Consider the following 25,289-nt stretch of genomic DNA (forward strand, 5'->3'; position numbering starts at 1 on the left):
GTTACGATCGGTTCAGGAACCATTCATGCATGGATTTGCGATTCAGCGTTTTTTATTGATTTAACTCATTTTGTATTTCTCTAGTCGGACATCGCCATCATCAATATCCGTTTCATTACCCCAGCCCAGATGCTTGTAAAATTTCACCGCACGGCTATTTTTTGCCGTTTCCAACCAGACTATTTCATGATGTTTAAATAATTCTTGCTCAGCACACCCCACAAGTTCACTACCTATTCCTTTATTTTCATAATCAGGAAGAACAAATGCAGCAAAAAGACAACCTTCATCCGGCAAAATCATGGAAAAACCGACAATGACTTCATTATCCGCCGCGACCCAGGCACAAGGGCTGTGCGCTATCATATCGGTCACAATGTCTTCGGTGATCCCTATCTGACGCATTTCTTCACGGCTGAGATGATTGTCAACGACTGATGTTCTAACGATGAAAATAGCATCAACATCTGATGGCCGTGCTTGTCTTATCTCTATTCCCATTGAATCTTATCTCTGCATGGTAGAAATAGTGCGTAATCATGACACCTAACATACCCTATCAGATGCTTTTATACAGAATGAAAAGAGGATAATGTGACGCCCCTTCCCTGCTCAAAACTGCCAGCCTAATTTGAGCAAATGCAGCCAGAAAACAATGTCGGGCTAAAACTGAGCTAATACAAATAGAATGCTATTACAATGTCTATCTAAACAATAGACACTGTATGACAGCTTTTTGACACTCAACTACGTGTGCTCATCGATAAGGTTAATATCTGAATCTACAATACAGGAACATTGAATATTTATCGACTTAACACGATTAAAGTAAAAAAACACCCCGATTGATAATCATATCAAGCATAGTAAAATAGACTATATGAACAGAGATAGTCATATAGGATGACTACCTCTGTTCGTCTATTTAAATATCACTTCTATTATTTTTTCTGTTTTTCAGTCTCTTTACTCATTAAATCTTTGACCATTTGATCAGCTTTTTCAAATGAAACAAAGACTTTTTCACCAACAGCATCTTTGTCTACAGTCTCTGGGATGATTCCGGACCATTTATCACGTGGGTTATCCCCTCGTAGCCATTTATCTGGGAAATCAGCCATTTTCTTCCCTGTTTCCTGATAACGGAAAACTTGCCCCTCTTTTGTCCTTTGGTTGTAAGGGATAATGTTGTTTCCATTATGATCCTTTAACTCGTCATATAATTTCTTACGAAGAGCAATTTTTGTCTCAATAAGACTCTTATCTTTAGATGTAATAAGATTATGCTTTTCATCCGGATCATTTTTCATGTCATACAGTTCTTCTGTATCCCATACACCATAATACTGAATATATTTAAATTCTGGCGTGCGAATAGCAAAAGTCGTTGGTGTATATGGGAAATCGTATTCCCAGAAATATTCATACGCGAAGTAGTCTTTACGTTTTTCTTTCTTTTCTTGTTCTTTATTGATATTTAGGAAACTATTACCATCATAGTTTTTCGGCTTCTCTACTCCTGCCGCTTCCAGGAATGTAGGTGCAATATCAATGTTAGCGACCAGATCTTCAACAACTTCCCCTTTACCAAAACCTGGACCAGATGCGATAAGTGGTACGCGCATAGAGGTTTCATAGGCAGAACGTTTATCAGTCAGGCCATGTTCACCGAATGAAAAACCATTATCCCCCATCACCATGACAATGGTATTTTTATCCAAGCCATTAGCTTTCAGCCATTCCTGTACTCTACCTACACTGTCATCGACCGAACGCAATGTTTCATAATAATCACGCTGGAACTGCTGTATATCCATTTTTTTATTATACGGATAATCTACACCATGCCAGCTATTCCGCTGATTTTTAACCCACATGGGCTTACCTTCATAATTCTCAGGTGTATCAGCATAAGTATCTGGTAATGGGAAAGTCACCTTATCCATTGAACCTTTATGTCTGGTCGCAGGATAAAAATCGGAATGGACACCCTTATGTGACAGATACATCATGAATGGTTTCTTTTTATCAATACCATCAAGCCAGTTAACGGCATAATCAGTTAACTCATCTGTAATATACCCTTTCTGTGGCACCAACTTGCCATCGATATTCAGCTTAGCTTGCTCACCGAACATATTTATTGGATAGTAATCTCCTTGGCCTAATAACCCTACCCAACGGTCAAACCCAGCAAACCCAGCTTTCGCTGTTTGATCTGCCCCACCAAAATGCCATTTACCGAAGAAGCCTGTTTGATAACCGCTCTCACGCAATTTTTCAGGGAAATAGCGTAGTTTGGATAAGTCAGTTGGATTGTTATCTGATACACCGTGATTATGGACATACATACCGGTCAAAATGCTGGCACGGCTGGGTGAACAAAGCGAAGTAGTAACAAATGCGTTTTTAAACCATGTCCCATTATGCGCAATCTCATCCATATGAGGCGTTTTAATGCGATCATTGATAAAGCCGAATGCATCATAGCGCTGATCATCTAACAAGATATATACAATATTTGGACGCTGCGATTCAGCGTTATTTCCAGCTTTATTCGGCACCATTTTGTCTGCTGCTTGTACAGAACTACTTAGTGCTTGCAAACAACATAGTGCAATAGCACTACGTGCAAAAGTATTCATAGTTGACCTCTTTTTCCTGGATAAAGCCCAAAAAAAAACCTGACGCAGATCGAGTTATGCTCAATCTGCGTCAGGTCACGTTCATACAGCGTTACGCCCTGTTTGTTCCTATAGAATGACGCAAAAATGTTTTAATTCAATATGACTGCAACACATCTGTGAGTTTGATCACTCTCAAAGATATAAAATTTGCAGCAGTTGCATCGTCAATAGCTAAAAATTAGCGACTAAAATGATCGTCTAAAATACAACTGTAATCATTAGGTTATTTTCATATCGTTATCAATACAATAGCCTTAATGTTTATAGAACATGCCATAAACTCTCATTACCTATCTAGTAATATTGATATGTATCATCCTTTTGGTATGATAGATATTGAGATCGTTACCGAAGTATTGGGCGAAACCTGACAAGCGTTGTCTATAAATAGACCAACACCTGTCAGGTTTTTTTGTTTTCAGCACAGAGATATATCACGTAAAACAATGTTATTAGAGGGCAGTATGAGTATGAAAATACAAAATTTCCAACTGATGGCAAAACCTTCAGGCTCAGTGTGTAATATTGACTGCTCGTATTGCTTCTATCTAGAAAAAGAACATCTATACCCAGAACGAAAAAATCGCTGGAAAATGGACAATATTACTTTAGAAAATTATGTCAAAAAAAATATCGCTGGGCAAAAAGCAGATGTGGTCGATTTTCTTTGGCAAGGAGGAGAGCCCACGCTGTTAGGTATCGATTTTTTTCATGAAGCAATTCGACTACAGAATTTATATCGTGGCAATAAACAAATAAATAACTATTTCCAGACTAATGGGACGAACATTGACGATAACTGGGCCCGTTTCTTAAAAGAGCACAACTTTCTAGTTGGCTTATCTATTGACGGTGATCGTATCAGTAATGATGCTCATCGACTAACTCGAGCTGGGAAAAGTACATTTGATTCGGTTATGGCTGGTTTAAGTTCACTACAACGTCACCATGTCGAGTTCAATACACTGACCGTCGTTAATGCAGAGAACGTTCAACGCCCCCTGGATGTTTATCGTTTTCTGAAACGTATCGGTAGTCGTTATATGCAATTTATCCCATTAGTTGAAAGACGAGCAACCTTACCCGACGAAAATGGGTTAACTTTAATTCAACCTGATTTTTCAGGTCAGTGCCATGTGGAATCATGGTCAGTACCACCCGCAGCATGGGGACGCTTTCTTAACACAATTTTTGATGAATGGTCACAAAAAGATTTAGGTTCAGTCTTTGTCATGAATTTCGAACATACCATGGCTAAAATGGCGGGAATGGCAAGCGCTTGTGTCATTAACGAAGTATGCGGGGGTAATCTAATAGTGGAGGCCAATGGCGATGTATATTCCTGCGACCACTTTGTTTATCCAGAAAATAAACTAGGCAACATTAATAATGATGATCTAGTAGCATTGGTAAACTCACCAGAAAATATTGCTTTTGGGGAACGAAAACTGACTCACATTAGCAAGGATTGCTTATCCTGCCCTGTGAAATTTGTCTGTAATGGTGGATGTCCAAAACACCGTTTTTCCCTTTCCCGCGATGGCCGTCCGAATAAACACTATCTATGCCGTGGGTTTGATGTTCACCTCACTCATGTATTACCAAAAATGCAAATGATATTAAATATGATACAACATCAGGCCACACCGACTAAAATACGTAAGACGATCAAACAAAGTTATTCATAATAAAAAACACATAACAAAAAACACGATGAGAAAAAATCACTCCCATCGTGTTTTTTTAAATATCATTTTAGGCTAGTAAACTACCACCAAACCTCTGCTTGTACACCTACGCTCAATTGATCTTGTTTATCATCTCGGAAAGTAAATTTATCCAATTCATTATCCAATACGCGTAACCATGTTCCATAAAAACGGATTTCTGGCCTAGATGATAACATACTCGTATCCACCTTGATCGTATGGAATAATGTTGTTTTCACACCAGACTGTTTATAATTAACGCCTAATTTATCTTTATTATTTTGATTAAAATATCCTAACTCAATACCAGTTTGGTTATAGTTATCCCAAATCCAAGCCGGTCTAACAGCACCACTTATACTATTAAAGTCGCTGTTCTCACCTGTGTATGGACTATAAATATTATTACCTTGTGAATAGACTAGAGCATTCGCCATAATAATGTTGTCAGTAAGATACATTTCTCCTTGAGAAATCAATCTCCATGTATTCCCACTATGCTCGCCACTATAAGTAGGCAAGACCCCATCACCAGTAAATGGGTTAGAGTTCGTATACCGAGACAAATTACTGGCAATCGAGTTATTCGCAATTTGGAAAGTAAACTCATTAAACCCTTTAGGGCTTAATTTTTGGTTTAATATCACACTAGCAAGATAACTATCTTTTAAATTGAAATACTCTCCATTTCTTTCACCACTTTTCTGCGAATCACTCTTATTAGCCATCATATATTTTCCGGTCACGGATATATCGGCCTTATCCCAAAGAGGAATTTTTTTATAACGCATTTCAATAGTGTTGGTATTAGCCTGCTTTGTCGTTCTATCTGTCGCATCAGTTTTTCTTAAATTAAGATCTTCACGCGTCAGAGCCATATCTAATTTACCAGGACCTACATTGACGTTTTCTATCCCTACACCGGCACCGACACCAGAACGATGGCTTTTCCAGTCTAACATCTGTATTTCGTAAAATGGTAATGCATGCTTACCAACCCAAAAATCAGCTTCTGGTGCAAATGGGAGGAACCCTTTTGTTGTCACATACAAATCTGAAAACTGTAATCTATTCTCTGTTTCGGGAGTTTCACCAAACCACCCTGCGGCATATTGTTGCCCAACTACACCATCTAACTTAACAATAGCGTGCGCACTTCTATTATTCTGTGAATAAACCCTTTGCTTTAAAATAAAATCAAACCATCCATTATGCTCATTCCCGAAGCGCCCTAAAGCACCAGGAGCCCATCCTTCTGGCGATCCATTAGAAGCGGTTGCATACCCTGCACGAAAATAGCCAGAATAGGTGAAGCCGATGTCATCTTTAACAAATTTACTGATATCTTTTAGAGTGATATCATTATTTTCTTTACTACCTTCTTTTGTTGTAGTCGTCACATTAACCGTTGATTTTTCATCAACAGCCTGCATGACCAGTTTAGCTTGATTACTTTTAACAGGTTTTTCTGATTTATTAGCGGCCACTACTGTGGTCTTATCATTTACTTTTTCTTTCCAAGACTTTAGTTCCGCTTTAGTTGATTCTAACTCTTTTTGATTTTTCTCTAATGCTTTTTCAAGCATAATCATGCGTTGTTCTAGAGTCAATTCACTAGCGCTAACCGCTCCAATATAACCAGAAGAGCCAGTACAGATAGCAGCAATAATTATTGCTAACGTCTTTCTATTTTTCATATCAACCCCTGAAAGTATGAGTACAGTTACAAATCCGTTTTATTAGTTCCGAGTTGCAAGATGTCATAAAATAATAAAAATCAATAAGCGTACCGAAATACACTCTCCTATCTTAATTATTTATAAAATTTAATTATTCATCTTCATATCCCTCTATAGGGAAAGATGAAAATCACTTTCCCTATAGATAACACACTTATTTAAGGTGTTTCCCCTGGCTGTTGATCACTTCTTTATACCAATAAAAACTTTTCTTGCGACGGCGTTCTAATGAGCCATTACCGCTATCATCGCGATCGACATAAATAAACCCGTAACGCTTCGACATTTCCGCTTTTGACGCACTCACCAGATCAATTGGTCCCCAGCAGGTATATCCCATGATCTCAACGCCATCTTGCAAAGCTTCACCCATCTGATAAAGATGATCGTTCAGGTATTGGATACGGTAATCATCATTAATGCTGCCGTCACTTTCGATCTGATCTTTTGCGCCCAGCCCATTTTCCACCACAAATAATGGTTTTTGATAACGGTCATAAAGGTAATTCAGCAAATAACGCAGCCCTTCTGGATCGATCTGCCAACCCCATTCTGAACTTTCCAGATGCGGGTTTGGCACCATATTCAAAATATTCCCTCTGGCTTTTAGGTTCATTTCTGCATCAGCCGTTACGCACCCCGTCATGTAATAGCTGAATGAAATAAAATCGATAGTTTCTTTCAGAGACTGGCGATCATCTTCCGTCACCGTCAGTTCAATGCCATGTTGTGCAAAAAAACGGTTCATATAAGCCGGATAATATCCTCTGGCCTGAACATCGCCGAAGAATAGCCAATCACGGTTTTGCTGTAACGTTTCCATGACATCGGAAGGCTTACAGGTTAGCGGATAGAACATCGACCCCAGCATCATATTGCCAATCTTGGCATCTGGAATCATTTCATGGCAGGCCTTTACTGCTTTCGCACTGGCAACCAACTGGTGGTGAATGGCCTGATAAATATCCTGCTTGCTACTGTTATTCCCCGTCGGTAAACCGATTCCGGTAAACGGCGCATGTAATGCACAGTTAATTTCGTTAAAGGTCAGCCAATGTTTGACTTTATGCTGATAACGGGCAAACACCGTGCGGGCATAGCGTTCAAAAAACGCAATCGTTTTTCGATTGCCCCATCCACCATAGTTTTTTACCAGACCATACGGCATTTCATAATGTGACAATGTCACTAATGGCTGAATATTATGCTTCGCCAGTTCATCAAACACCCGATCGTAAAAAGCCAGCCCCGCCTCATTCGGCGTTTCTTCGTCACCCTGAGGAAAAATGCGCGACCAGGCGATAGAAAGCCGCAGACATTTGAAGCCCATTTCCGCAAACAGAGCGATATCCTCTTGATAGCGGTGATAGAAATCAATCGCGACATCCTTAATACCTGAATCTCCGGGCGTCCGTTCGACAACTTCACCAAAGATACCGTGCGGTTGTAAATCAGATGTCGATAGCCCTTTACCATCCGTTAAATACGCGCCTTCAACCTGATTCGCAGCGATCGCGCCGCCCCATAAAAAGTTTTCTGGAAAATGTTGAGTCATTTATCTCTCCCTTTCGTCAATGGCAAATGAAAATAAGGATTACCGGATGAGCGTTAATAACGCGGCCTGTTCTTGCACGTCTTCACCCGCAGATATCGTGGTCAGAACATCAATGTAATCTTCGGTGTTAGTGATAATGACCGGGGTGATGGTGTCATAGCCGGCTTGCTCAATTGCCTGATGATCAAACTCAACCAGGAGATCGCCCTGCTTTACCACATCGCCGGTTTTGATATGTGCGGTGAAATACTGACCATCCAATTTCACCGTATCGATACCCACATGAATGAGAATTTCTGCGCCATCTTCCGACTCTAATCCAATGGCGTGATTAGTTTTGAATAGGGAAGCAATCGTACCGTTGACCGGAGAAACAACGCGTCCTGAATGGGGTTTAATTGCAATCCCTTTCCCCATCAAACCACTGGCAAACGTTTGATCGGGAACTTGATCCAGCGACAGCAGCGTGCCGTTAATCGGGCTATAAATCACCTGCTTACGTGTTACGTCGCGATGAGAAGGCGTTGCGGGTACTGGCGCCGCTGGCTCAACGGCGGCTTTTTCCTGTTGTGGAATACCGAAAGCCCAAGTGGCCATTGCAGCAAACGTAAACGCAATCAAGGTGCCAATAATAGCGGCCCAGACCGTATTATCGATGCCTGAAGGAGGGATAACCTGGGTAAAAGTGAAGATACTCGGGAAACCGAAAGAATAAATGGTGGTATGGAAGAACCCCAGAACCGCCGCCCCCATCGCGCCGCCAATACACCCGAAAATAAAGGGACGTTTCAACGGTAATGTGACACCGTATACCGCAGGTTCAGTAATACCAAAAATAGCCGCCGAGAGCGCCGAACCAGAAATGCCTTTGAGCTTCATATCTCGGGTGCGCAACAATACACCCAGCACCGCGCCAGCTTGCCCCAGTACGGCAGGGATCAGCAGTGGCACCATGGTATCATGGCCCAGTACAGTAAGGTTGTTGATCATTAGTGGCACAAGCCCCCAATGCAAACCGAAAATAACAAACACCTGCCATAAACCGCCCATTAAGGCACCGGCAATGCTGGCATTAAGGCCATAAATAAACTGATAGCCATTCGCCAACATGTGACCAATCCAAGTCGCCGCAGGTCCAATCAATAAGAACGTAATCGGCACAGTAATGCAGAGACACAACATTGGCGTGAAGAAGTTACGGATATTAATATGTAATATCGCATTCAATGGTTTTTCCAGGCGTGAAGAAAGCCAGGCCGAGAAAATAATCGGGATAACGGAAGAGGAATAATTAATGAACGTAACTGGAATACCGAGAAAATAGAGTTGCTGGTAATCCGGATTTTGCATTGCACCAAATTCAGCAATCATTGACGGATGAACCAACGTCGCACCAATAACCATGGTTACAAAAGGATTCCCGCCAAATTTCTTTCCTGCCGTATAACCCAGAACGACAGGGAAGAAAAAGAACAATGCATCACTGGCGGCAAATAATACTTTATAGGTGCCATTTGTTTCGACAATCCAACCACAGACCAAGCTAAGGGCGAGAAATCCTTTTAATATACCGGAGGCGGCCATTACCCCAATTAGCGGCGTAAATATTCCGGAAATGATATCAATAAAGCGAGAAAGAATATTCCCCTTCTTTTCTTCACTTTCGTCGTTATTTGAAGAGTCAGTCTGTTCATTCATTCCAGCGACATGAAGCAAGCCATGATAGACATCGCTGACATGATTACCGACAACAACTTGAAACTGCCCTCCGCTTTCAACAACCATAATCACACCGGGATTATTTTTCAGCGTAGCAGCATCCGCTTTTTTGTTATCTTTTAATTTAAAACGTAGCCTGGTTGCACAGTGTATAACACTGATGATGTTGTCACGACCACCGACACCATCAAGTATCTCACCTGCTAATGTTTTGTATTCCATTGCCTATCCTTAATGCTAAACAGACTTATACATCAATATGTTAATTTACTGACGCTGTTTTGAGACAAAAAAAAACCCAAATCGCTTTTCCCAATAAATATTGAGAAAACGATTTAGGTTTTGCCCGCCTGACCAAATTAGCCCGACAGTAACAATCCTGCTCAAAAATCAGCATTATCCACACGCTGACAAAAATTCATTTTATCTGATAATCCATCCCTCTCGCATTGTATTCTGTAACTTTTACTATCCGCAAGGGAATTTGTTCTGCCATATGATTATTATGTGATAAGCAGCAAATTAACTGCTAATTTATTCTCCATCACCTTTCTCTTCTTTTTCCTGACCTTCAGTCCGTACCCGTTCAATATTAATAGTCAAAAACATGAGTTCTTCTTTCGTCAGCATATAATGGTACTGTTTATCGATATGAGTCTGAATTTTTTCAGCGCACCGATAAGACAATACGTATCTTTCTTTAACGACATCATGTAAAGATTCATCATCGCTAAAAACCGTATTTTTCCCAATAAGTCGTTGCGCAAAGAATTTCAAATGTGTAACAAAACGATGATAGCTTAATGCTTGCTCATCATAATTCAGGTTTAACTGATATTTCACGACATTCAGTATTTCCTGCATAATTTTAGTAATTTGTAAAACTTCAGGCATTTCGCTATCAAGCTGAGCATTAACCAGATGCAACGCGATAAAACCCGCCTCATCTTCCGGTAAACGCACTCCCAACCGTTGTGCAATAATATCCAGCGCTTCCAAACCTACGCTAAATTCTTTTGGATAGAGTCGTTTGATCTCCCACAGCAGAGCATTACGAATATCCACACCTTGCTTATGACGCTCAATCGCAAAATGACAGTGATCCGTCAACGAAATATAAACACTGTTTTGCAATTTTCCCGGCAGGCGTTCTTTAGCCAACAAAATTATCTTGTCTGCCGTGGTGATTACATCCATGGGGATTTCTGTTAGCAGTTCCGTCAAACGCGATGTCAGCTCCCCGCTTTTCATAACAAACACACGTTCAATCAGTGTTTCATCTAGCAGATCGCCAGAGTGCTTTTTGAAACCCAACCCCCGTCCCATGACAACCGACTCATTATTGTTTTCGTCAATCACCGTGACGACATTATTGTTGAGTATCTTGGCAATCTTCATCATTCAAACCCTGGAAACAAAAAAACCAGACACCCGTCTTATGAACGAATATCTGGTTTTGCCTGCTTGCGCAGTAACAATCCACAATATTGGATAAGCTATCACTTGTTGTCATCTTCTCAACCGCAATAGCGTAAAAACGTGATGCAGATCGATAGAAAAACATTTCTTTTACATCTTTATTCCTTTACTACAGAAATAAACCAAAAACCCATGTTCTTGTTAATCTCATCGACACGGAAACGTCATGGTTATGTCGCATTTCCCTGTGCAGTTGCGCAACAAAGATAGGTAAAAATGACAAATCGTTCGTTTTTTTGCGCGAACACGGCAAAATATTCGCTTTGATGCCTTTTGCTACCTTGTTTCTCATCGCTTAATAACTATAATACAAAACGTCGTTTCAATTGAATGGTTTCAGCTAACCAACGTGCCACTATCAATAACATTATTATCAACGGCATCGCCTACCCTAATCCCGCGATTGATACGCGATGTTTGGTTACGCTTTCATCATCAGTTCGTCACCATCATCTATACTTACCTACTTACCGCTTTAAGAATTCGTCTCACACAGATTGTTTCCAAATGCATTCTTTCCGAAGACACGTTTCTCGCTGCCGTCGGATCCTCCATTTTTTATCCATCACAACTTGTAGAAACTAACGTATGAAAAAGACAAAGATTGTTTGTACCATCGGGCCAAAAACAGAATCAGAAGAGATGCTGAGCAACATGCTGACCGCAGGCATGAATGTTATGCGTCTGAATTTCTCTCACGGGGATTATGCTGAACACGGTCAACGCATCAAAAACCTGCGTTCTGTTATGGCAAAAACGGGTAAGCAAGCTGCAATCCTGTTGGATACCAAAGGTCCAGAAATCCGCACGATGAAGCTGGAAAATGGTGCAGATGTTTCTCTGACCGCTGGTCAAACCTTCACGTTCACCACCGATCAAAGCATTGTTGGTAATAAAGAACGCGTAGCGGTGACTTACGCAGGTTTCACTGAAGATCTGAGCGTTGGCAATACCGTTTTGGTTGATGATGGTTTAATCGGCATGCAAGTGACCGAGATTAAAGGCACCAATGTGGTCTGTAAGGTGCTGAACAACGGCGATCTGGGCGAAAACAAAGGCGTGAATCTGCCAGGTGTTTCGATTCAGTTGCCTGCATTGGCTGAAAAAGACAAACGTGACCTGATCTTTGGTTGCGAGCAAGGCGTCGATTTTGTTGCGGCTTCATTTATCCGTAAACGTTCTGATGTTGAAGAAATTCGAGCCCACCTGAAGGCGCATGGCGGAGAACATATTCAGATCATCTCCAAAATTGAGAACCAGGAAGGTTTGAATAATTTTGATGAAATTCTGGAAGCTTCTGACGGCATCATGGTTGCCCGTGGCGACCTGGGCGTTGAAATCCCAGTTGAAGAAGTGATTTTTGCGCAAAAAATGATGATCGAAAAATGTAATCTGGCTCGTAAAGTCGTTATCACTGCGACTCAGATGCTGGATTCTATGATTAAAAACCCACGCCCTACCCGCGCAGAAGCAGGTGACGTAGCGAACGCCATTATTGATGGTACTGACGCAGTGATGTTGTCAGGCGAAAGCGCGAAAGGTAAATATCCGCTGGAATCTGTAACGATCATGGCGACAATCTGTCAGCGCACAGATATCGTGATGAAATCCCGTTTGGAAACGATCAAGAATTCTAGCAAATTGCGCATTACCGAAGCCGTATGTCGTGGCGCAGTGGAAACCGCAGAAAAACTGGATTCTCCGCTAATTGTCGTGGCAACCAGCGGGGGCAAATCAGCAAAATCTATCCGTAAATATTTCCCACACGCACGGATTCTGGCGCTGACCACAAACGAAGTCACCGCACGTCAGTTGCTGCTGACCAAAGGCGTCGATACGTTGCTAGTGAAAGAAATTGCGTCAACGGATGATTTCTACCGCATCGGTAAAGAAGCGGCGTTAAACAGTGGCTATGCGCAAGAAGGCGATGTCGTTGTTATGGTATCAGGTGCATTAGTTTCCACCGGAACGACCAATACCGCATCTGTACATCGTCTTTAAACAAAGCATAGTCTTTAAACAAAAACATCGTCTCTAAACAAAATTTTGCGATGTACATATTAAAAAAGCGCCTTGAATGGCGCTTTTTTATATTCTGTTGTTATCAAACACCCGCCAGTAACCAAATTAACGCCTTCAGTTAACACATAATTCTAATTGTCGAACACCTCAGACTTGTCCGATAAAAATAATGCTGTTTTCCTTACTTTTTTAATGATTTTGTAAAACTCGCTGTTTCTTTGAGCGAACGATCAAAATTAAGCATGTTCTCATCAAAAATTTATTCTCATTAGAAAATAGTTTGTGTAATACTTGTAACGCTACATGGAGATTAACTCAATCTAGAGGGTATTAATAATGAATCGTACTAAACTGGTACTGGGCGCGGTAATCCTGGGTTCTACTCTGCTTGCTGGTTGTTCAAGCAATGCTAAAATTGACCAACTGTCTTCTGACGTTCAGACTCTGAACGCTAAAGTTGATCAACTGAGCAACGACGTGAACGCAATCCGCTCTGACGTACAAGCTGCTAAAGACGACGCAGCTCGTGCTAACCAGCGTCTGGACAACCAAGTTCGTACTTACAAGAAGTAATCGAACTGGTTAAGTAGTGAAAATGGCGCACAATGTGCGCCATTTTTTTTGCCTATTTTCAACAAGTCACCATACCTGTCGAACATTTTCTTTTTAACTCATAGGATGCTTTCATCACACCCCATGAGCAAACTCATTTAGCGCGTTAAGCGCGCCGCCAGTGAGTTTTTCCCGCGTTATTGAGTAGAGACACTGATTGCCGTAATGGGCGCAGCCTGACGCGTTTGAGCGTCATCCGCAACGGACTGCATCGGTACCTCATACGTTTTAATATCCTGTCCCATATTCACCAGAACAGGCATACCGGAACGGCGGGCAATAGCATCAGCCACGGCTTTTTCATCGGTTTCATCATCCTTAACGAATTTCTTGGCTTTGGCCGTCAACGCAATGGGCATCGTTTGCGGATCGTCTTTATCCGATTTAGATAACGGCTGGTGCACCTCGACATAGCGTTTACCATCGGGTTCAACCGAGGTTTTAATCGCATCATTAACGATCTGTACACGAGTGCCGACAGGAACGTTGTCGAACAATGCCTTGATGTCATCAGGTCTTAAACGGATACAGCCGGAGCTCACACGCATGCCGATACCAAAATTAGCATTCGTGCCATGCAATAAATAAACCCCGCCGTGCGCTGCCAGGCGTAATGCATGTAACCCCATCGGATTATCGGGGCCTGCCGGTACAACGGCTGGCAACGTAATACCCTGTTCTTCAAGATAGTGCTTACGAATATTTGCGGTTGGCGTCCAGGTTGGGTTCTCCCGCTTATCCCTGATGGTGGTTGTCATCAACGGCGTATTGCGTCCCAACTGACCAATCCCGATAGGGTAAACAATCACAGTATTTTTACCCTTGGGGTAGTAATACAGGCGTAACTCGGCCAGGTTAACGACAATGCCTTCACGCGGAGTGTCAGGCAACAGCATTTGAGTTGGGATCGTGAGTGTCGAACCGGCTTTTGGCAGATAAGGGTCGGTTCCCGGATTTGCTTCCAACATGCCCAATAACCCAATTTTGAATTTAGCGGCGATGTCTTCCAACGGACGGCCATCGTCCGGGACGGTATACGAAATGTTTTCACCGATAAGACGGCTATTCGGAGGCGGTAATGGATACTCTGTTGCTCTGGCGATGCTGCTTGCCAGATAAGTGGCAAAGGCCATACCAAGTAAAGTTAACGCACGTTTCATACTTAGTCCCTACATCAAAACTCAAGTGTCGGTTGATAAACGAGGTCTGGAGAATTTAATTTCCAGTCACCCCTATTTAGCTATATTAGCAGTGTAAGAAAAAATTTATATTTTATTTAAAAATCAAAGTATTAATATTCAATTCTTTACAAAACTACGGATAGGATAAATTTCATATTGTCATAAATCTATAGACACATTCTGAAATATTGGTGCGTAACATCTTGATGAAAAGCAAAAAGCGCCGGACACAATGTCATGGCGCTTTCTGGTAAAAATGTTCGTCAACTCGGTCAATGCGTTAACAATGGGTTGTCCGAATTATCCAGAACATCGTTTCAGGATAATATTATTGGCCTCTAGCATGATTGATATTATTCGAAATTTAACGCCTCGCCTTGTGAGATAAAAATTAAAGGTCGCTTGCCGCTCGAGCGCGGATGGCCCGTAGCATGGCCTCCAGTCCCTGTGAACGCGAGGGTGTTAAATGCTGATTCAGCGCTAACTCCTCAAAGAAAGGCCTCACATCCCGTTCGACAATCTCTTGTACCGTCAGCCCCTGATAGAGACTAAATACTACGGCTATCAACCCTTTCACAATGGCGGCATCACTGTCGCCATACAACGTTACCCGACCTTGTTCATCGCGCTGCATAATTATCCAGACTTGACTTTGGCAACCGGCAATCAGGTTTTCAGGCTGACGCCAGGTTTCTGGCAACGGTTCGAGTCGGGCTCCCAGTTCAATAATATAAAGGTACTTTTCTTCCCAGTTGTGACAACGCGAAAAATTACGGACTAATTTCTGCGGTTCCGGCAGACTTGCCATTTTTTCCTCCCCAGACAACAAAGCTCAAGGCTTAGTTGCCCAGTAATCGATGGATACGTTGCAACCCGGCAACCAGCCGGTCAATTTCTTCGCGTGTAGTATAAACGGCAAGCGAGGCGCGGCACATACTGGAAACCGCATAGTGATCCATCACTGGCATCGCACAATGGTGGCCGGTACGAATCGCAATACCGTACTGATCGAGGAAACTACCCACATCATAAGCATGATGAGTCCCTAAATTGAACGCAATGACGCCATGACGATCCGCTGGGCCATATAGCGTCAAATCCGGGACCTGAACCAACGCCTCCAACGCATAATGCATCAGGGATGATTCATAGCGCTGAATGGCCTCACGCCCCAACGCCGTGACATAACTCAGCGCAGCCCCCAACCCCATAATCCCTGCGGTATTGGGCGATCCGGCTTCAAAGCGCCACGGTGAATCCGCATAGGTTGTTCCCGTCCGCAGGCTAACCTGACGAATCATCGCGCCTCCGCCTTCCCACGGCGGCATTGCCTCTAATAGCGCACGTTTGCCATACAGAACACCGATGCCAGAAGGACCATAAATCTTGTGCCCCGAGAAAACGAAGAAATCGCAGTCAAGATCCTGCACATCGATCGTCTGGTGCATAATCGATTGTGCACCATCAACCAGCACCACGGCACCAACGGTTTTCGCCTGTGCAATCATGGCCTTAACCGGATTTAGCGTCCCCAGTACGTTGGAAATATGCGTTACCGCCAGCAAACGAGTCCGTTCATCAAGTAATTCGGGCAAACGAGACAAATCTAACGTTCCATCCGCCGCCAACGGGATCACCCGAAGTTCAACACCTCGGGCTTCAGCCAGCATTTGCCAGGGAACGATATTGGCGTGATGTTCCATTTCCGTAATGATGAGATTATCACCCGCTTGCAGAAATGTTCGTCCATAGCTGTTAGCAACCAGATTGATCGCTTCTGTCGTTCCCCGAACAAAAACGATCTCTTCCGCCGACGCGGCATTAATAAAACTCGCCACTTGCTCACGCACCGCTTCCATCGCCGTGGTTGCCTGCGCGCTCAACGTATGAATGCCCCGATGTACCGCAGCGTATTCATGTTGATAGAAGTCGGCCTCACGCTGAATCACCGCCTGGGGTTTCTGCGCGCTAGCCGCACTGTCCAGATAGGCTAACGGTTGCCCATTAACCTCTTTTGCTAATAATGGGAAATCGGCACGAACCTGCTCTATGGGATAGCTCATAAGGTTGCCTTTTCTGATTCAGCCTGTGCGTTGGGCAAACGGTGCGCAATGCGGTTTAATATCACATTACGTAATGATTCATCCTCAATGGCTTCCGTCAACTCGGCGGCAAAAGCAAAGATAATCATCTGATGCGCATCCTGCTGCGTAATGCCACGAGAACGCAGGTAGAACAATTGTTCCTCATCCATGCGCCCTATCGTCGCACCGTGACTGCACTTCACATCATCCGCGTAGATTTCCAGCTGTGGCTTGGTATCAACCTCTGCCAGTCGCCCCAACAACAGATTGTTATTCGTCATTTGCCCATCGGTTTTCAGTGCATCGGGCGCAACTTTGATCATCCCGTTAAATACGGCTTTAGCACGATCGCTGACGATGGTTTTATGCAATTGACGGCTTTCCCCAAACCCCTTGTTATGCTCCAGATAAGTTCGGGTATCGCACACTTCACTACCGATAGGCAGAATAAGGCTATTAATCACCAGATTCGTTCCTTCACCGTTCAGTTGTGCACTCGTGTTATTGCGGGTCAACCCCGCTCCAAGCAGAAAACTGTGGCTACGAACCTGCGCATCACGCGACAACACCAGATCGTTATGCGAGAAGTGATAGCTGGCAGCCGCTTCAAAAGCCAGTTTATAGTGGCTCACGCGACTGTTTTCACCTGCGCTGATCGTCAGACGTGCGCCCGTGAAGTGCGCATGCTGGTTCAGACTGACGTAATGTTCAATGATCTGGGCACTGGCACCACGTTCAACCTGCAAGTGATGGCGATGATGCACCGTATTCAGTGCTGAATCCTGGCTGCTACTGATATGTAACAGGTATAACGGCTTTTCGGCCTGCTGATTTGCTGCCAGACGGATCAATGTGCTTTGCGCCGCCAAACTTTCAGTCAGGTGTAAAAACACTTCCGACTGAACGGCTGACGGAAATTCGCCGTGTGTCCGTCCTGTTTTGATCTCGACCTGATACGGCCCCCACTGCGCGTCACTGAGCGATTCGCTGAAGACACCATCAATAAACACCAGCCGCCAGGCATCCACGGGCAGAACCCATTCATCAAGCGTATCGGGAACAACGTCAGATACCTGCTGGGCAACAAATTCATGGGCTAACAGGTTATCCAGCGGTGTATATTTCCAATGCTCGTGTTTACGATGCGGCAAACCGAGACGGACAACCTCCTGCCAGTGCCGGTAAGCCTCTGTTGAACCCTTTGCCGCTGTGCGTTCAAACAATTGCCCCCACTGTTGCAGCGCTTTTTCTTGTTTCTGTTCAATGCCAGATTGGGCCGTTTTTTTACTGGTCACGGTTTTACTGTTCGTCGGTAAGCCAGCCATAGCCTTGCTCCTCCAACTGTTTCACCAGCGAGAAATCGCCTGATTTCACAATGCGTCCCTGATAAAGAACGTGCACATGGTCTGGCTTGATGTAATCCAGAATGCGTTGGTAGTGCGTCACAATAATGAACGAACGTTGTTCATTACGTAGCGCATTCACACCGTTAGCCACGATTTTCAGTGCATCAATATCCAGACCGGAGTCGGTTTCATCAAGGATGCACAAATCCGGCTCCAGCGCGGACATTTGCAAAATATCATTCCGTTTTTTTTCACCGCCGGAGAAACCGACGTTAACAGAACGAGTCAGCAAATCCTCTGGCATTTTCAGCAGCTTGATTTTTTCTTCGATAAAATCGGCAAAATCAAAGCGATCCAAAGGCTCCAACTCACGATATTTACGTACGGCATTGACCGCCGTCTGTAAGAAAAACTGGTTACTCACGCCAGGGATCTCAACCGGATATTGAAACGCCATGAAAATACCTTCACCAGCACGATCTTCCGGGTCCAACTCCAGCAAATCTTTACCTTTGAAGCGGACTGAACCGTCAGTCACTTCATACTCTTCCCGGCCAGCCAGCGTGGCAGAAAGCGTACTTTTCCCAGAACCGTTTGGCCCCATGATGGCATGCACTTCTCCGGGCTTAACGTTGAGATTAAGTCCATTGATGATCGCTTTGCCTTCAACGCTGACGTGTAAATTTTCGATGCTTAACATGCTCTATCCTTCCCGCGCCCTATGTTTGACGGCGCTAATTATTTTGCAACCGATGATTTCCCTGTTCAGAAAAGCCCCGGTAACCGCGAATCAACCCACGCTATGTTCCAGACTAATCGCCAGTAGTTTTTGCGCCTCTACTGCAAATTCCAGCGGCAGTTCAGAGAAAACGTCTTTGCAGAATCCATTCACGATCATTGAGATCGCATCGTCTTCACTAATGCCGCGTTGCAGGCAGTAAAACAGCTGGTCGTCGCCAATCTTCGACGTCGTGGCCTCATGCTCAAGCTGCGCGGTGTTATTACGCACTTCCACATAAGGGAAGGTATGCGCGCCACAGTCGCTACCAATTAGCATGGAGTCGCACTGGGTGAAATTACGCGCATTGGTCGCGCTCGGCATAATCTTCACCAGACCACGATAGGTATTCTCGCTGTGTCCGGCGGAGATCCCTTTGGAAATAATGGTCGAGCGAGTATTTTTGCCAATGTGAATCATTTTGGTGCCGGTATCCGCCTGCTGGCGTCCATTCGTCAACGCCACAGAGAAGAATTCACCCACGGAATTGTCGCCTCGCAGCACCACACTCGGATACTTCCAGGTAATGGCTGAACCCGTTTCCGACTGCGTCCAGGACATCTTGGAATACTCACCGGCACAAAGCGCCCGTTTGGTCACGAAGTTCAGAATACCGCCCTCAGCATCTTTACCGGAGAACCAGTTCTGTACCGTGGAATATTTCACTTCCGCATTCTTATTGATAATGACTTCGACCACGGCGGCATGCAGCTGATAAGTGTCTCGCACTGGCGCGGAACATCCTTCAATGTAACTCACATAGCTGTCATCATCGGCAATCAGGATCGTGCGCTCAAACTGCCCGGTTTTCGCCGCATTGATGCGGAAATAGGTGGACAGCTCCATTGGGCAGCGAACCCCTTTCGGGATATAGACAAACGTTCCATCCGACGCCACGGCGGCATTCAGCGCAGCAAAAAAGTTATCATTCGAGGGCACAACCGTACCGAGGTACTGACGGACTAAATCGGGATGTTCCTGAATCGCCTCACTGAAAGAGCAAAAAATAATGCCCTGCTCAGCCAATTCTGCCCGGTAAGTCGTCGCGACCGATACCGAGTCAAAAATAGCATCCACCGCGACTGATTTACCTTCGCGAACGGGGACGCCAAGCTGGTTAAACGCATTCTCAACTTCGCTGGTCAGGTAGTTATTCACTTCCGTGATACCGGACTGCTGGGTCGCCCCCGGCTGAGAACCGCAGGTATCATCGCAACTGCCGCAGGACGGAGCCGAGTAATAACTATAATCCTGGTAATCGAGCTTCTCGTAATGCGCTTTCAGCCAATGTGGTTCTTCCATTTCCAGCCACGCACGATAGGCGTTAAGGCGAAATTCCAGCATCCACTCTGGTTCATTACGCTTGGCCGATATCGCCCGGACAACCTCTTCATTGATGCCGCGCGCCAGCTCATCCGTGGCCAGTTCGGTAAAAAAGCCTTCTTTATAGCGTCCATCACCCATCCAGATCTGGACATCATCAGGTACATCTACAGTGCTACGTGCCATAATTTGTCATCACTTAAATGCCGAAGCTCTCGCCACATCCGCAGGCATGCTGAGCGTTGGGATTATTAAACTTAAACACCTGATTCAGCCCTTCACGGACAAAATCGAGTTCGGTACCATCAATGAAAGGCATCGCTTTTAACGGCACATAAAGTGGCGCACCGTCGCGTTCAAACAGCAGATCATCGGTCTCGGGTTCACGAACCAGATCCAACACATAACCAAACCCCGCGCAGCCAGACTGCTTAACACCGAGCCGCAGACCTTTCATTGCCGCATCCTGCTTCATCAAGTTCTTGATTTGTTTCACTGCGCTATCAGTCAACGTCAAACCTTTCCAGACGTTTTCATCCAGTGAAAAAGTCCCTACATTTTCCGTTTGCATAACGAATACCTCATGACGTGTCGTACCAGTTTCAGGCTGGTTTCCTCTAATGTTAGTGATAATGAAACTTGCTTCAACCTCTTGTTTTGCAGGGCTATTCGTAACATTTGCTTTTTGATGGTTGCTGCTGGGTTGGTATATCACTCGGACAATGCGAAAAACACACATTATCAATAGACATAACACAATGATAAATAAAGACTAAATCAAGTATTTCTTCATCCGTCTCTCGCTAAAAAATTATCAATTCATTATCATTAGTATAACATTCATAGCGAGTGCCTATTTATAAAACAGGAAAAGTAAATGAAGATTTCATCTGGACGCAGAGACCTTTTGAAAGGAAAAGCACATTTTCCCCATTGATCCCGACTATTTTTATAAATATGATAATGATTATCATTTGATATTAGGATTGATAACCATGCTTTCGATGAATGCCTGGCTACAGCATCAAATCGACGAATATAAATTTCAAATTCGAGATGCCACGGTCGATTTCTATATGGCCGAGGCACGACTGAACCGCGCAGAAAGTCATATCGACCATCTACGGCGTTACCATAATGCCTGTATGGATATGGTCGATTTGTGTTTACGCAATGGGGATGACGACAGCTATTTGCATGCGCTGGTGAAGTTACACAACAGGCTGATTAAAGAGATTAATAACGAAAAGCGCTGCCACCTTTTTCGGGTACAAAGCTATTATTTTGCTCGTAACACGCTCAAGTCGATTTGCCACCAGTTGAGCATGCAAGGTTCATGGGATAAAGCCACGGCCTTCCAGACTGACTTTGTTAAACGGGTGCCATTTTTACCTTGAAATTAAAAAACCGACCCGCTGTATAAAACAAACGGGTCGGTTAATGTATCGGCGCAGTTTAACTTATGGCGAGGGAGTTATCACAGCCGTTGTCAGTCGGGATGTACAGCACAACCGATTCTGATTATCGAAAATATCAATCTGCCAGACTTGATTGCGTCGACCGACATGCAACGCCCGACACACGCCTCGTACCTCACCCTCCCGTACCGCTCGCAGATGGTTGGCGTTGATTTCCATCCCCACAACCTGCTGCTCACCTTCAGTACAGAGATACCCGGCAACCGACCCCAGAGATTCCGCCAAAACGACAGACGCACCGCCATGCAGTAAGCCAAATGGCTGATGCGTCCGGGAATCGACAGGCATGACCGCTTCAAGATAATCGTCAGCTATCTGGGTATAGCGAATCCCCAGATGTTCTACCATACATCCTTTGCTTTGCTGATTGAGTTGCTCAACCGTAACCTGTCGTTTCCACTGCATTAGATAATCTCCAGTAAGGCCTGTAAGGGATGGCGTAATCCGCTACCTTCCATACGTTTAACCTGACTACGACAGGAATATCCGGTGGTCAGGCAACGTTTCTGCGGTAATTTTTGCAACGCCTGCTGCCAGGACAATGCATAAATCCCCTGTGAATTCGCCAAATTTTTGCTTTCATGACCATAGGTTCCCGCCATGCCACAACACCCTACGCTGACATTTTCCAACTTGGCACCAAAACGAGAAAAAATAGCCGCCCATTGCTGAGTGCTGGCGGGTAACGCCGTTGTTTCCGTACAGTGACCGAATAAATACCAGGATTCGCCCGTTGCCATTTGAGGGTCACGCGCAGCCAACTGCGTCGTTAGCCATTCATGTACCAGTTGTACCTGAAAATTACCGCGTTTATCCCCTAAAATCTCACGATATTCATCGCGATAACAAAGCACTAACGCAGGATCGACCCCCACCATCGGCATACCGAGCGTTGCCACTCGATTAAGAAAGTCAGATGTTTTGGCCGCCGTTTTGGCAAAACGACGCAGGAATCCCTTAATGTGCTGCGCCTTCCCATTGGGTGAGAATGGCAACAATACCGGTTTCAATTCCAGTTTCTCAATCAAATGGACAAAATCGGCCACCACCTGAGCGTCGTAGTAACTGGTAAACGGGTCTTGCACGATTAACACATACTGCTGACGTTCCGCATCGGACAAGGCTTCCAACTGCTCCAATGTGGTTTGAGATGCTCGGTGTCCGGCAAACTGCTGACGTAACGAAGGAGAAGAAAGCAGCGGTAAATCAACCATACCAATCTGGCGACGGCTTAAGGCATTCACCCACGGCATCTTAAGGAAGAAATTAAACGTGCCGGGACTCCGCGCCATCAGAGGCGCATAGCTTTCCACACCAGCGACCAAATAATCGCGTACCGGACGCAAATAGCGCGTGTGATACAGTTCTAAAAAACGCGCCCGGAAACTGGGGACGTCAATTTTGATCGGGCACTGCGTTGAACAGGCTTTACAAGCCAGACAGCCTGACATGGCCTCTTTTACTTCATGGGAAAAATCGTACTCCCCCTGACGAGCTTGCCAGGTATGACGCACTTTTTGCACGAAGGATCGCAGGCTCAACTTCTGTTGGGGTAATTTCTGCTCTAGCTCAAGTGGATCAACGCCTTGTTCCGCTAACAGGCGCAACCATTCGCGCACCAGCGCGGCCCGACCTTTCGGCGAGTGGATTCGGTTGCCAGTGATCTTCATGGAAGGACACATCGGGCTGCGAGCATCAAAATTAAAGCAGAGCCCGTTACCATTGCAATCCATTGCCCCACGGAATGATGTTCTTACCGCCAGCGGGATCGTACGATCGTAGGTTCCCCGTTTGACCGCATCGACTTTCATCATGGGGGCATCAACATCCAATGGTGCGCAAATTTTGCCCGGATTGAGCCGATTATCAGGATCGAATGCCGATTTGATACGGCGTAACTCCGCATACAGTTCGGCCCCAAAAAACTCGGGGCTATACTCAGCGCGGAAGCCTTTACCGTGCTCTCCCCACAACAAACCGCCATATTTTGCCGTTAACGCGACAATTTGATCGGAAAGCTGCTTCATCAGCATTTCTTGTTGTGGATCGCACATATCCAGAGCAGGACGAACATGCAAAACACCGGCATCGACATGACCAAACATGCCGTAGGACAGATTATGGCTGTCCAGCAATTCACGGAACGCTTCAATGTAATCGGCTAAATGCTGCGGTGGAACACACGTATCCTCGGCAAATGGGATCGGTTTGGCCTGCCCTTTACTGTTACCCAGCAGACCAACGGCCTTTTTACGCATGCCATAAATGCGTTCAATTCCGACCAAATCATTACAGGTCTGGTAGCCAATGACCCCCGCTTCTCCTGCTGAAAGTAACTCGTCCAGCCGTCCACATAGTGCGTTCACTTGCCCGTTAATCAGCGTTTCGTCATCGCCCGCAAACTCTACGATGTTCAGCCCCAGCATCTCTTGATTCGGTACATCCGTAATCAGCTCGCTAACGGAATGCCAGACAATATCTTCGCGCGCCAGATTCAAGACTTTTGAATCAACGGTTTCGACTGACAGCGCCTTCGCCTCCACCATGAAAGGCGCATTACGCAACGCGGAGTTGAACGAATCATATTTGATGTTGACCAGCCGTCGAACTTTCGGCAACGGGGTGATATCAAGCTTCGCTTCGGTAATAAACGCTAACGTGCCTTCCGCCCCAGTCAAAATCCGCGTCAAATCAAACGTTTTTAGATCATCGCTGAAGACATGACGTAAATCGTAGCCCGTCAAGAAACGGTTTAGTTTAGGAAATTTATCAAGAATCAACTGCCGCTGTTCACGACAGCGATGCAAAACCGTGTGATAAATACGGCCAACCGGCGAGTCTTCCTGCGCTAACTGTTCAGCCAGCTCCACAGGCATCGCCTGAGTATCCAGAATATCACCGCCTAATAGCAATGCCCGCAACCCCAGAACATGATCGGAGGTTTTCCCATAAACCAGCGATCCCTGTCCAGAAGCATCGGTATTAATCATACCGCCCAACGTCGCACGATTACTGGTAGACAGTTCCGGCGCGAAGAAATAACCAAAGGGTTTGAGATATTGATTAAGCTGATCTTTAATCACGCCAGCTTCAACCCGCACCCACCCTTGCTCGGGGTTAATTTCCAAAATGCGGTTCATATAACGCGACATATCGACCACAATGCCACGGTTCAGCGCCTGCCCATTTGTACCGGTACCGCCACCACGAGGCGTAAACGTCAGCTCAAGAAAACGAGCCTCACCAGCCAGACGCGCCAGAACCGCGACATCCGCCGTAGACCGAGGGAAAACCACCGCGTCCGGCAATAATTGGTAGATGCTGTTATCCGTCGCCATCGTCAGACGATCGGCATAATTTGTCGCTATATCGCCTGTAAATCCATTTTTTACCAATGCTTCCAAAAAGTTAAGCACCGGCTGAATAAGCCCGGGAGATTGTGTGATCTGTGGGATCATTATTTTTTGACCCTGTCCGTACCAAATGAAGTGTTTACCAAAAATAGGTGATTAGGTGCCGGTGAATAAACCCGTTTTCATTCATTAACCACGACGCTATTCACAGGCAGACCCCGTTT

At 44.9% G+C, this 25,289-nt stretch carries 19 protein-coding genes; 4 read left to right on the plus strand and 15 right to left on the minus strand.

The features are described from left to right. Positions 1-60: 60 nt before the first annotated feature. Entirely contained in the window at positions 61-501 is a 441-nt protein-coding gene (locus ACKPVM_RS03705; RefSeq protein ID WP_409307011.1) for a GNAT family N-acetyltransferase, read from the minus strand. Positions 502-941: 440 nt separating this feature from the next. After that, positions 942-2,645 carry a sulfatase family protein gene (locus ACKPVM_RS03710; RefSeq protein ID WP_409307013.1) on the minus strand — a complete coding sequence of 568 codons (1,704 nt, stop codon included), beginning with the start codon at positions 2,643-2,645 and terminating at the stop codon, positions 942-944. A gap of 512 nt (positions 2,646-3,157) precedes the next feature. Between ACKPVM_RS03710 and ACKPVM_RS03715 the strand changes: the two genes are divergently transcribed. Continuing rightward, on the plus strand, positions 3,158-4,375 hold the full coding sequence (locus tag ACKPVM_RS03715; RefSeq protein ID WP_409307015.1) for an anaerobic sulfatase maturase: 1,218 nt from the start codon (positions 3,158-3,160) through the stop codon (positions 4,373-4,375). Positions 4,376-4,455: 80 nt separating this feature from the next. On the opposite strand, the gene ACKPVM_RS03720 is transcribed toward ACKPVM_RS03715, so the two are convergent. From ACKPVM_RS03720 to licT, 4 genes are all read right to left on the minus strand, one after another. Further along, positions 4,456-6,093 carry a carbohydrate porin gene (locus ACKPVM_RS03720; protein ID WP_409307017.1) on the minus strand — a complete coding sequence of 546 codons (1,638 nt, stop codon included), beginning with the start codon at positions 6,091-6,093 and terminating at the stop codon, positions 4,456-4,458. Positions 6,094-6,289: 196 nt separating this feature from the next. Then, entirely contained in the window at positions 6,290-7,690 is a 1,401-nt protein-coding gene (locus tag ACKPVM_RS03725) for a glycoside hydrolase family 1 protein (RefSeq protein ID WP_409307019.1), read from the minus strand. Positions 7,691-7,729: 39 nt separating this feature from the next. Continuing rightward, complete coding sequence (bglF, locus tag ACKPVM_RS03730) at positions 7,730-9,631, minus strand: PTS beta-glucoside transporter subunit IIABC (RefSeq protein WP_409307021.1); 1,902 nt, start codon at positions 9,629-9,631, stop codon at positions 7,730-7,732. A gap of 312 nt (positions 9,632-9,943) precedes the next feature. Further along, on the minus strand, positions 9,944-10,807 hold the full coding sequence (gene licT, locus ACKPVM_RS03735; RefSeq protein ID WP_409307380.1) for a BglG family transcription antiterminator LicT: 864 nt from the start codon (positions 10,805-10,807) through the stop codon (positions 9,944-9,946). Positions 10,808-11,476: 669 nt separating this feature from the next. On the opposite strand from licT, the gene pykF reads away from it, so the two are divergent. Together pykF and ACKPVM_RS03745 are read left to right on the plus strand one after the other, a co-directional pair. Then, positions 11,477-12,889 (plus strand): pyruvate kinase PykF, encoded by a 1,413-nt coding sequence (gene pykF / locus ACKPVM_RS03740; RefSeq protein WP_409307023.1) that lies wholly within the window; start codon positions 11,477-11,479, stop codon positions 12,887-12,889. 357 nt (positions 12,890-13,246) lie between these two features. After that, on the plus strand, positions 13,247-13,483 hold the full coding sequence (locus ACKPVM_RS03745) for a major outer membrane lipoprotein (protein WP_005970385.1): 237 nt from the start codon (positions 13,247-13,249) through the stop codon (positions 13,481-13,483). 176 nt (positions 13,484-13,659) lie between these two features. Here the strand turns inward: ACKPVM_RS03745 and ACKPVM_RS03750 are convergent, their stop codons facing one another. The 7 genes from ACKPVM_RS03750 to sufA form a co-directional block, all read right to left on the minus strand. Then, on the minus strand, positions 13,660-14,682 hold the full coding sequence (locus tag ACKPVM_RS03750; RefSeq protein WP_409307026.1) for a L,D-transpeptidase family protein: 1,023 nt from the start codon (positions 14,680-14,682) through the stop codon (positions 13,660-13,662). A gap of 412 nt (positions 14,683-15,094) precedes the next feature. After that, on the minus strand, positions 15,095-15,511 hold the full coding sequence (gene sufE, locus ACKPVM_RS03755) for a cysteine desulfuration protein SufE (RefSeq protein ID WP_409307027.1): 417 nt from the start codon (positions 15,509-15,511) through the stop codon (positions 15,095-15,097). A 31-nt stretch (positions 15,512-15,542) separates the two neighbouring features. Then, positions 15,543-16,766, minus strand: a complete 1,224-nt coding sequence (gene sufS, locus ACKPVM_RS03760; protein WP_409307029.1) for a cysteine desulfurase SufS — start codon at positions 16,764-16,766, stop codon at positions 15,543-15,545. Next, positions 16,763-18,112: a Fe-S cluster assembly protein SufD gene (gene sufD / locus ACKPVM_RS03765; RefSeq protein ID WP_409307030.1), complete on the minus strand. Its 1,350-nt coding sequence runs from the start codon at positions 18,110-18,112 to the stop codon at positions 16,763-16,765. The genes sufS and sufD overlap by 4 nt, the downstream gene beginning before the upstream one ends. After that, entirely contained in the window at positions 18,087-18,833 is a 747-nt protein-coding gene (sufC, locus tag ACKPVM_RS03770; RefSeq protein ID WP_409307032.1) for a Fe-S cluster assembly ATPase SufC, read from the minus strand. Before sufC ends, sufD begins: the two co-directional genes overlap by 26 nt. Before the next feature lie 90 nt (positions 18,834-18,923). Continuing rightward, complete coding sequence (sufB, locus tag ACKPVM_RS03775) at positions 18,924-20,420, minus strand: Fe-S cluster assembly protein SufB (protein ID WP_409307034.1); 1,497 nt, start codon at positions 20,418-20,420, stop codon at positions 18,924-18,926. Positions 20,421-20,433: 13 nt separating this feature from the next. Continuing rightward, on the minus strand, positions 20,434-20,805 hold the full coding sequence (gene sufA / locus ACKPVM_RS03780; RefSeq protein WP_409307035.1) for a Fe-S cluster assembly scaffold SufA: 372 nt from the start codon (positions 20,803-20,805) through the stop codon (positions 20,434-20,436). A gap of 424 nt (positions 20,806-21,229) precedes the next feature. Between sufA and ACKPVM_RS03785 the strand changes: the two genes are divergently transcribed. Continuing rightward, positions 21,230-21,631, plus strand: a complete 402-nt coding sequence (locus ACKPVM_RS03785; protein WP_409307037.1) for a hypothetical protein — start codon at positions 21,230-21,232, stop codon at positions 21,629-21,631. Between the two features lie 63 nt (positions 21,632-21,694). On the opposite strand, the gene menI is transcribed toward ACKPVM_RS03785, so the two are convergent. Both menI and ydiJ read right to left on the minus strand, forming a co-directional pair. Then, positions 21,695-22,117 (minus strand): 1,4-dihydroxy-2-naphthoyl-CoA hydrolase, encoded by a 423-nt coding sequence (gene menI, locus ACKPVM_RS03790; RefSeq protein ID WP_409307039.1) that lies wholly within the window; start codon positions 22,115-22,117, stop codon positions 21,695-21,697. Further along, positions 22,117-25,170 (minus strand): D-2-hydroxyglutarate dehydrogenase YdiJ, encoded by a 3,054-nt coding sequence (gene ydiJ / locus ACKPVM_RS03795; protein WP_409307041.1) that lies wholly within the window; start codon positions 25,168-25,170, stop codon positions 22,117-22,119. The genes menI and ydiJ overlap by 1 nt, the downstream gene beginning before the upstream one ends. Positions 25,171-25,289 lie beyond the last annotated feature (119 nt).

It is taken from the genome of Pectobacterium hainanensis (genome assembly GCF_046237015.1).
Lineage (GTDB): Bacteria > Pseudomonadota > Gammaproteobacteria > Enterobacterales > Enterobacteriaceae > JBJYIN01.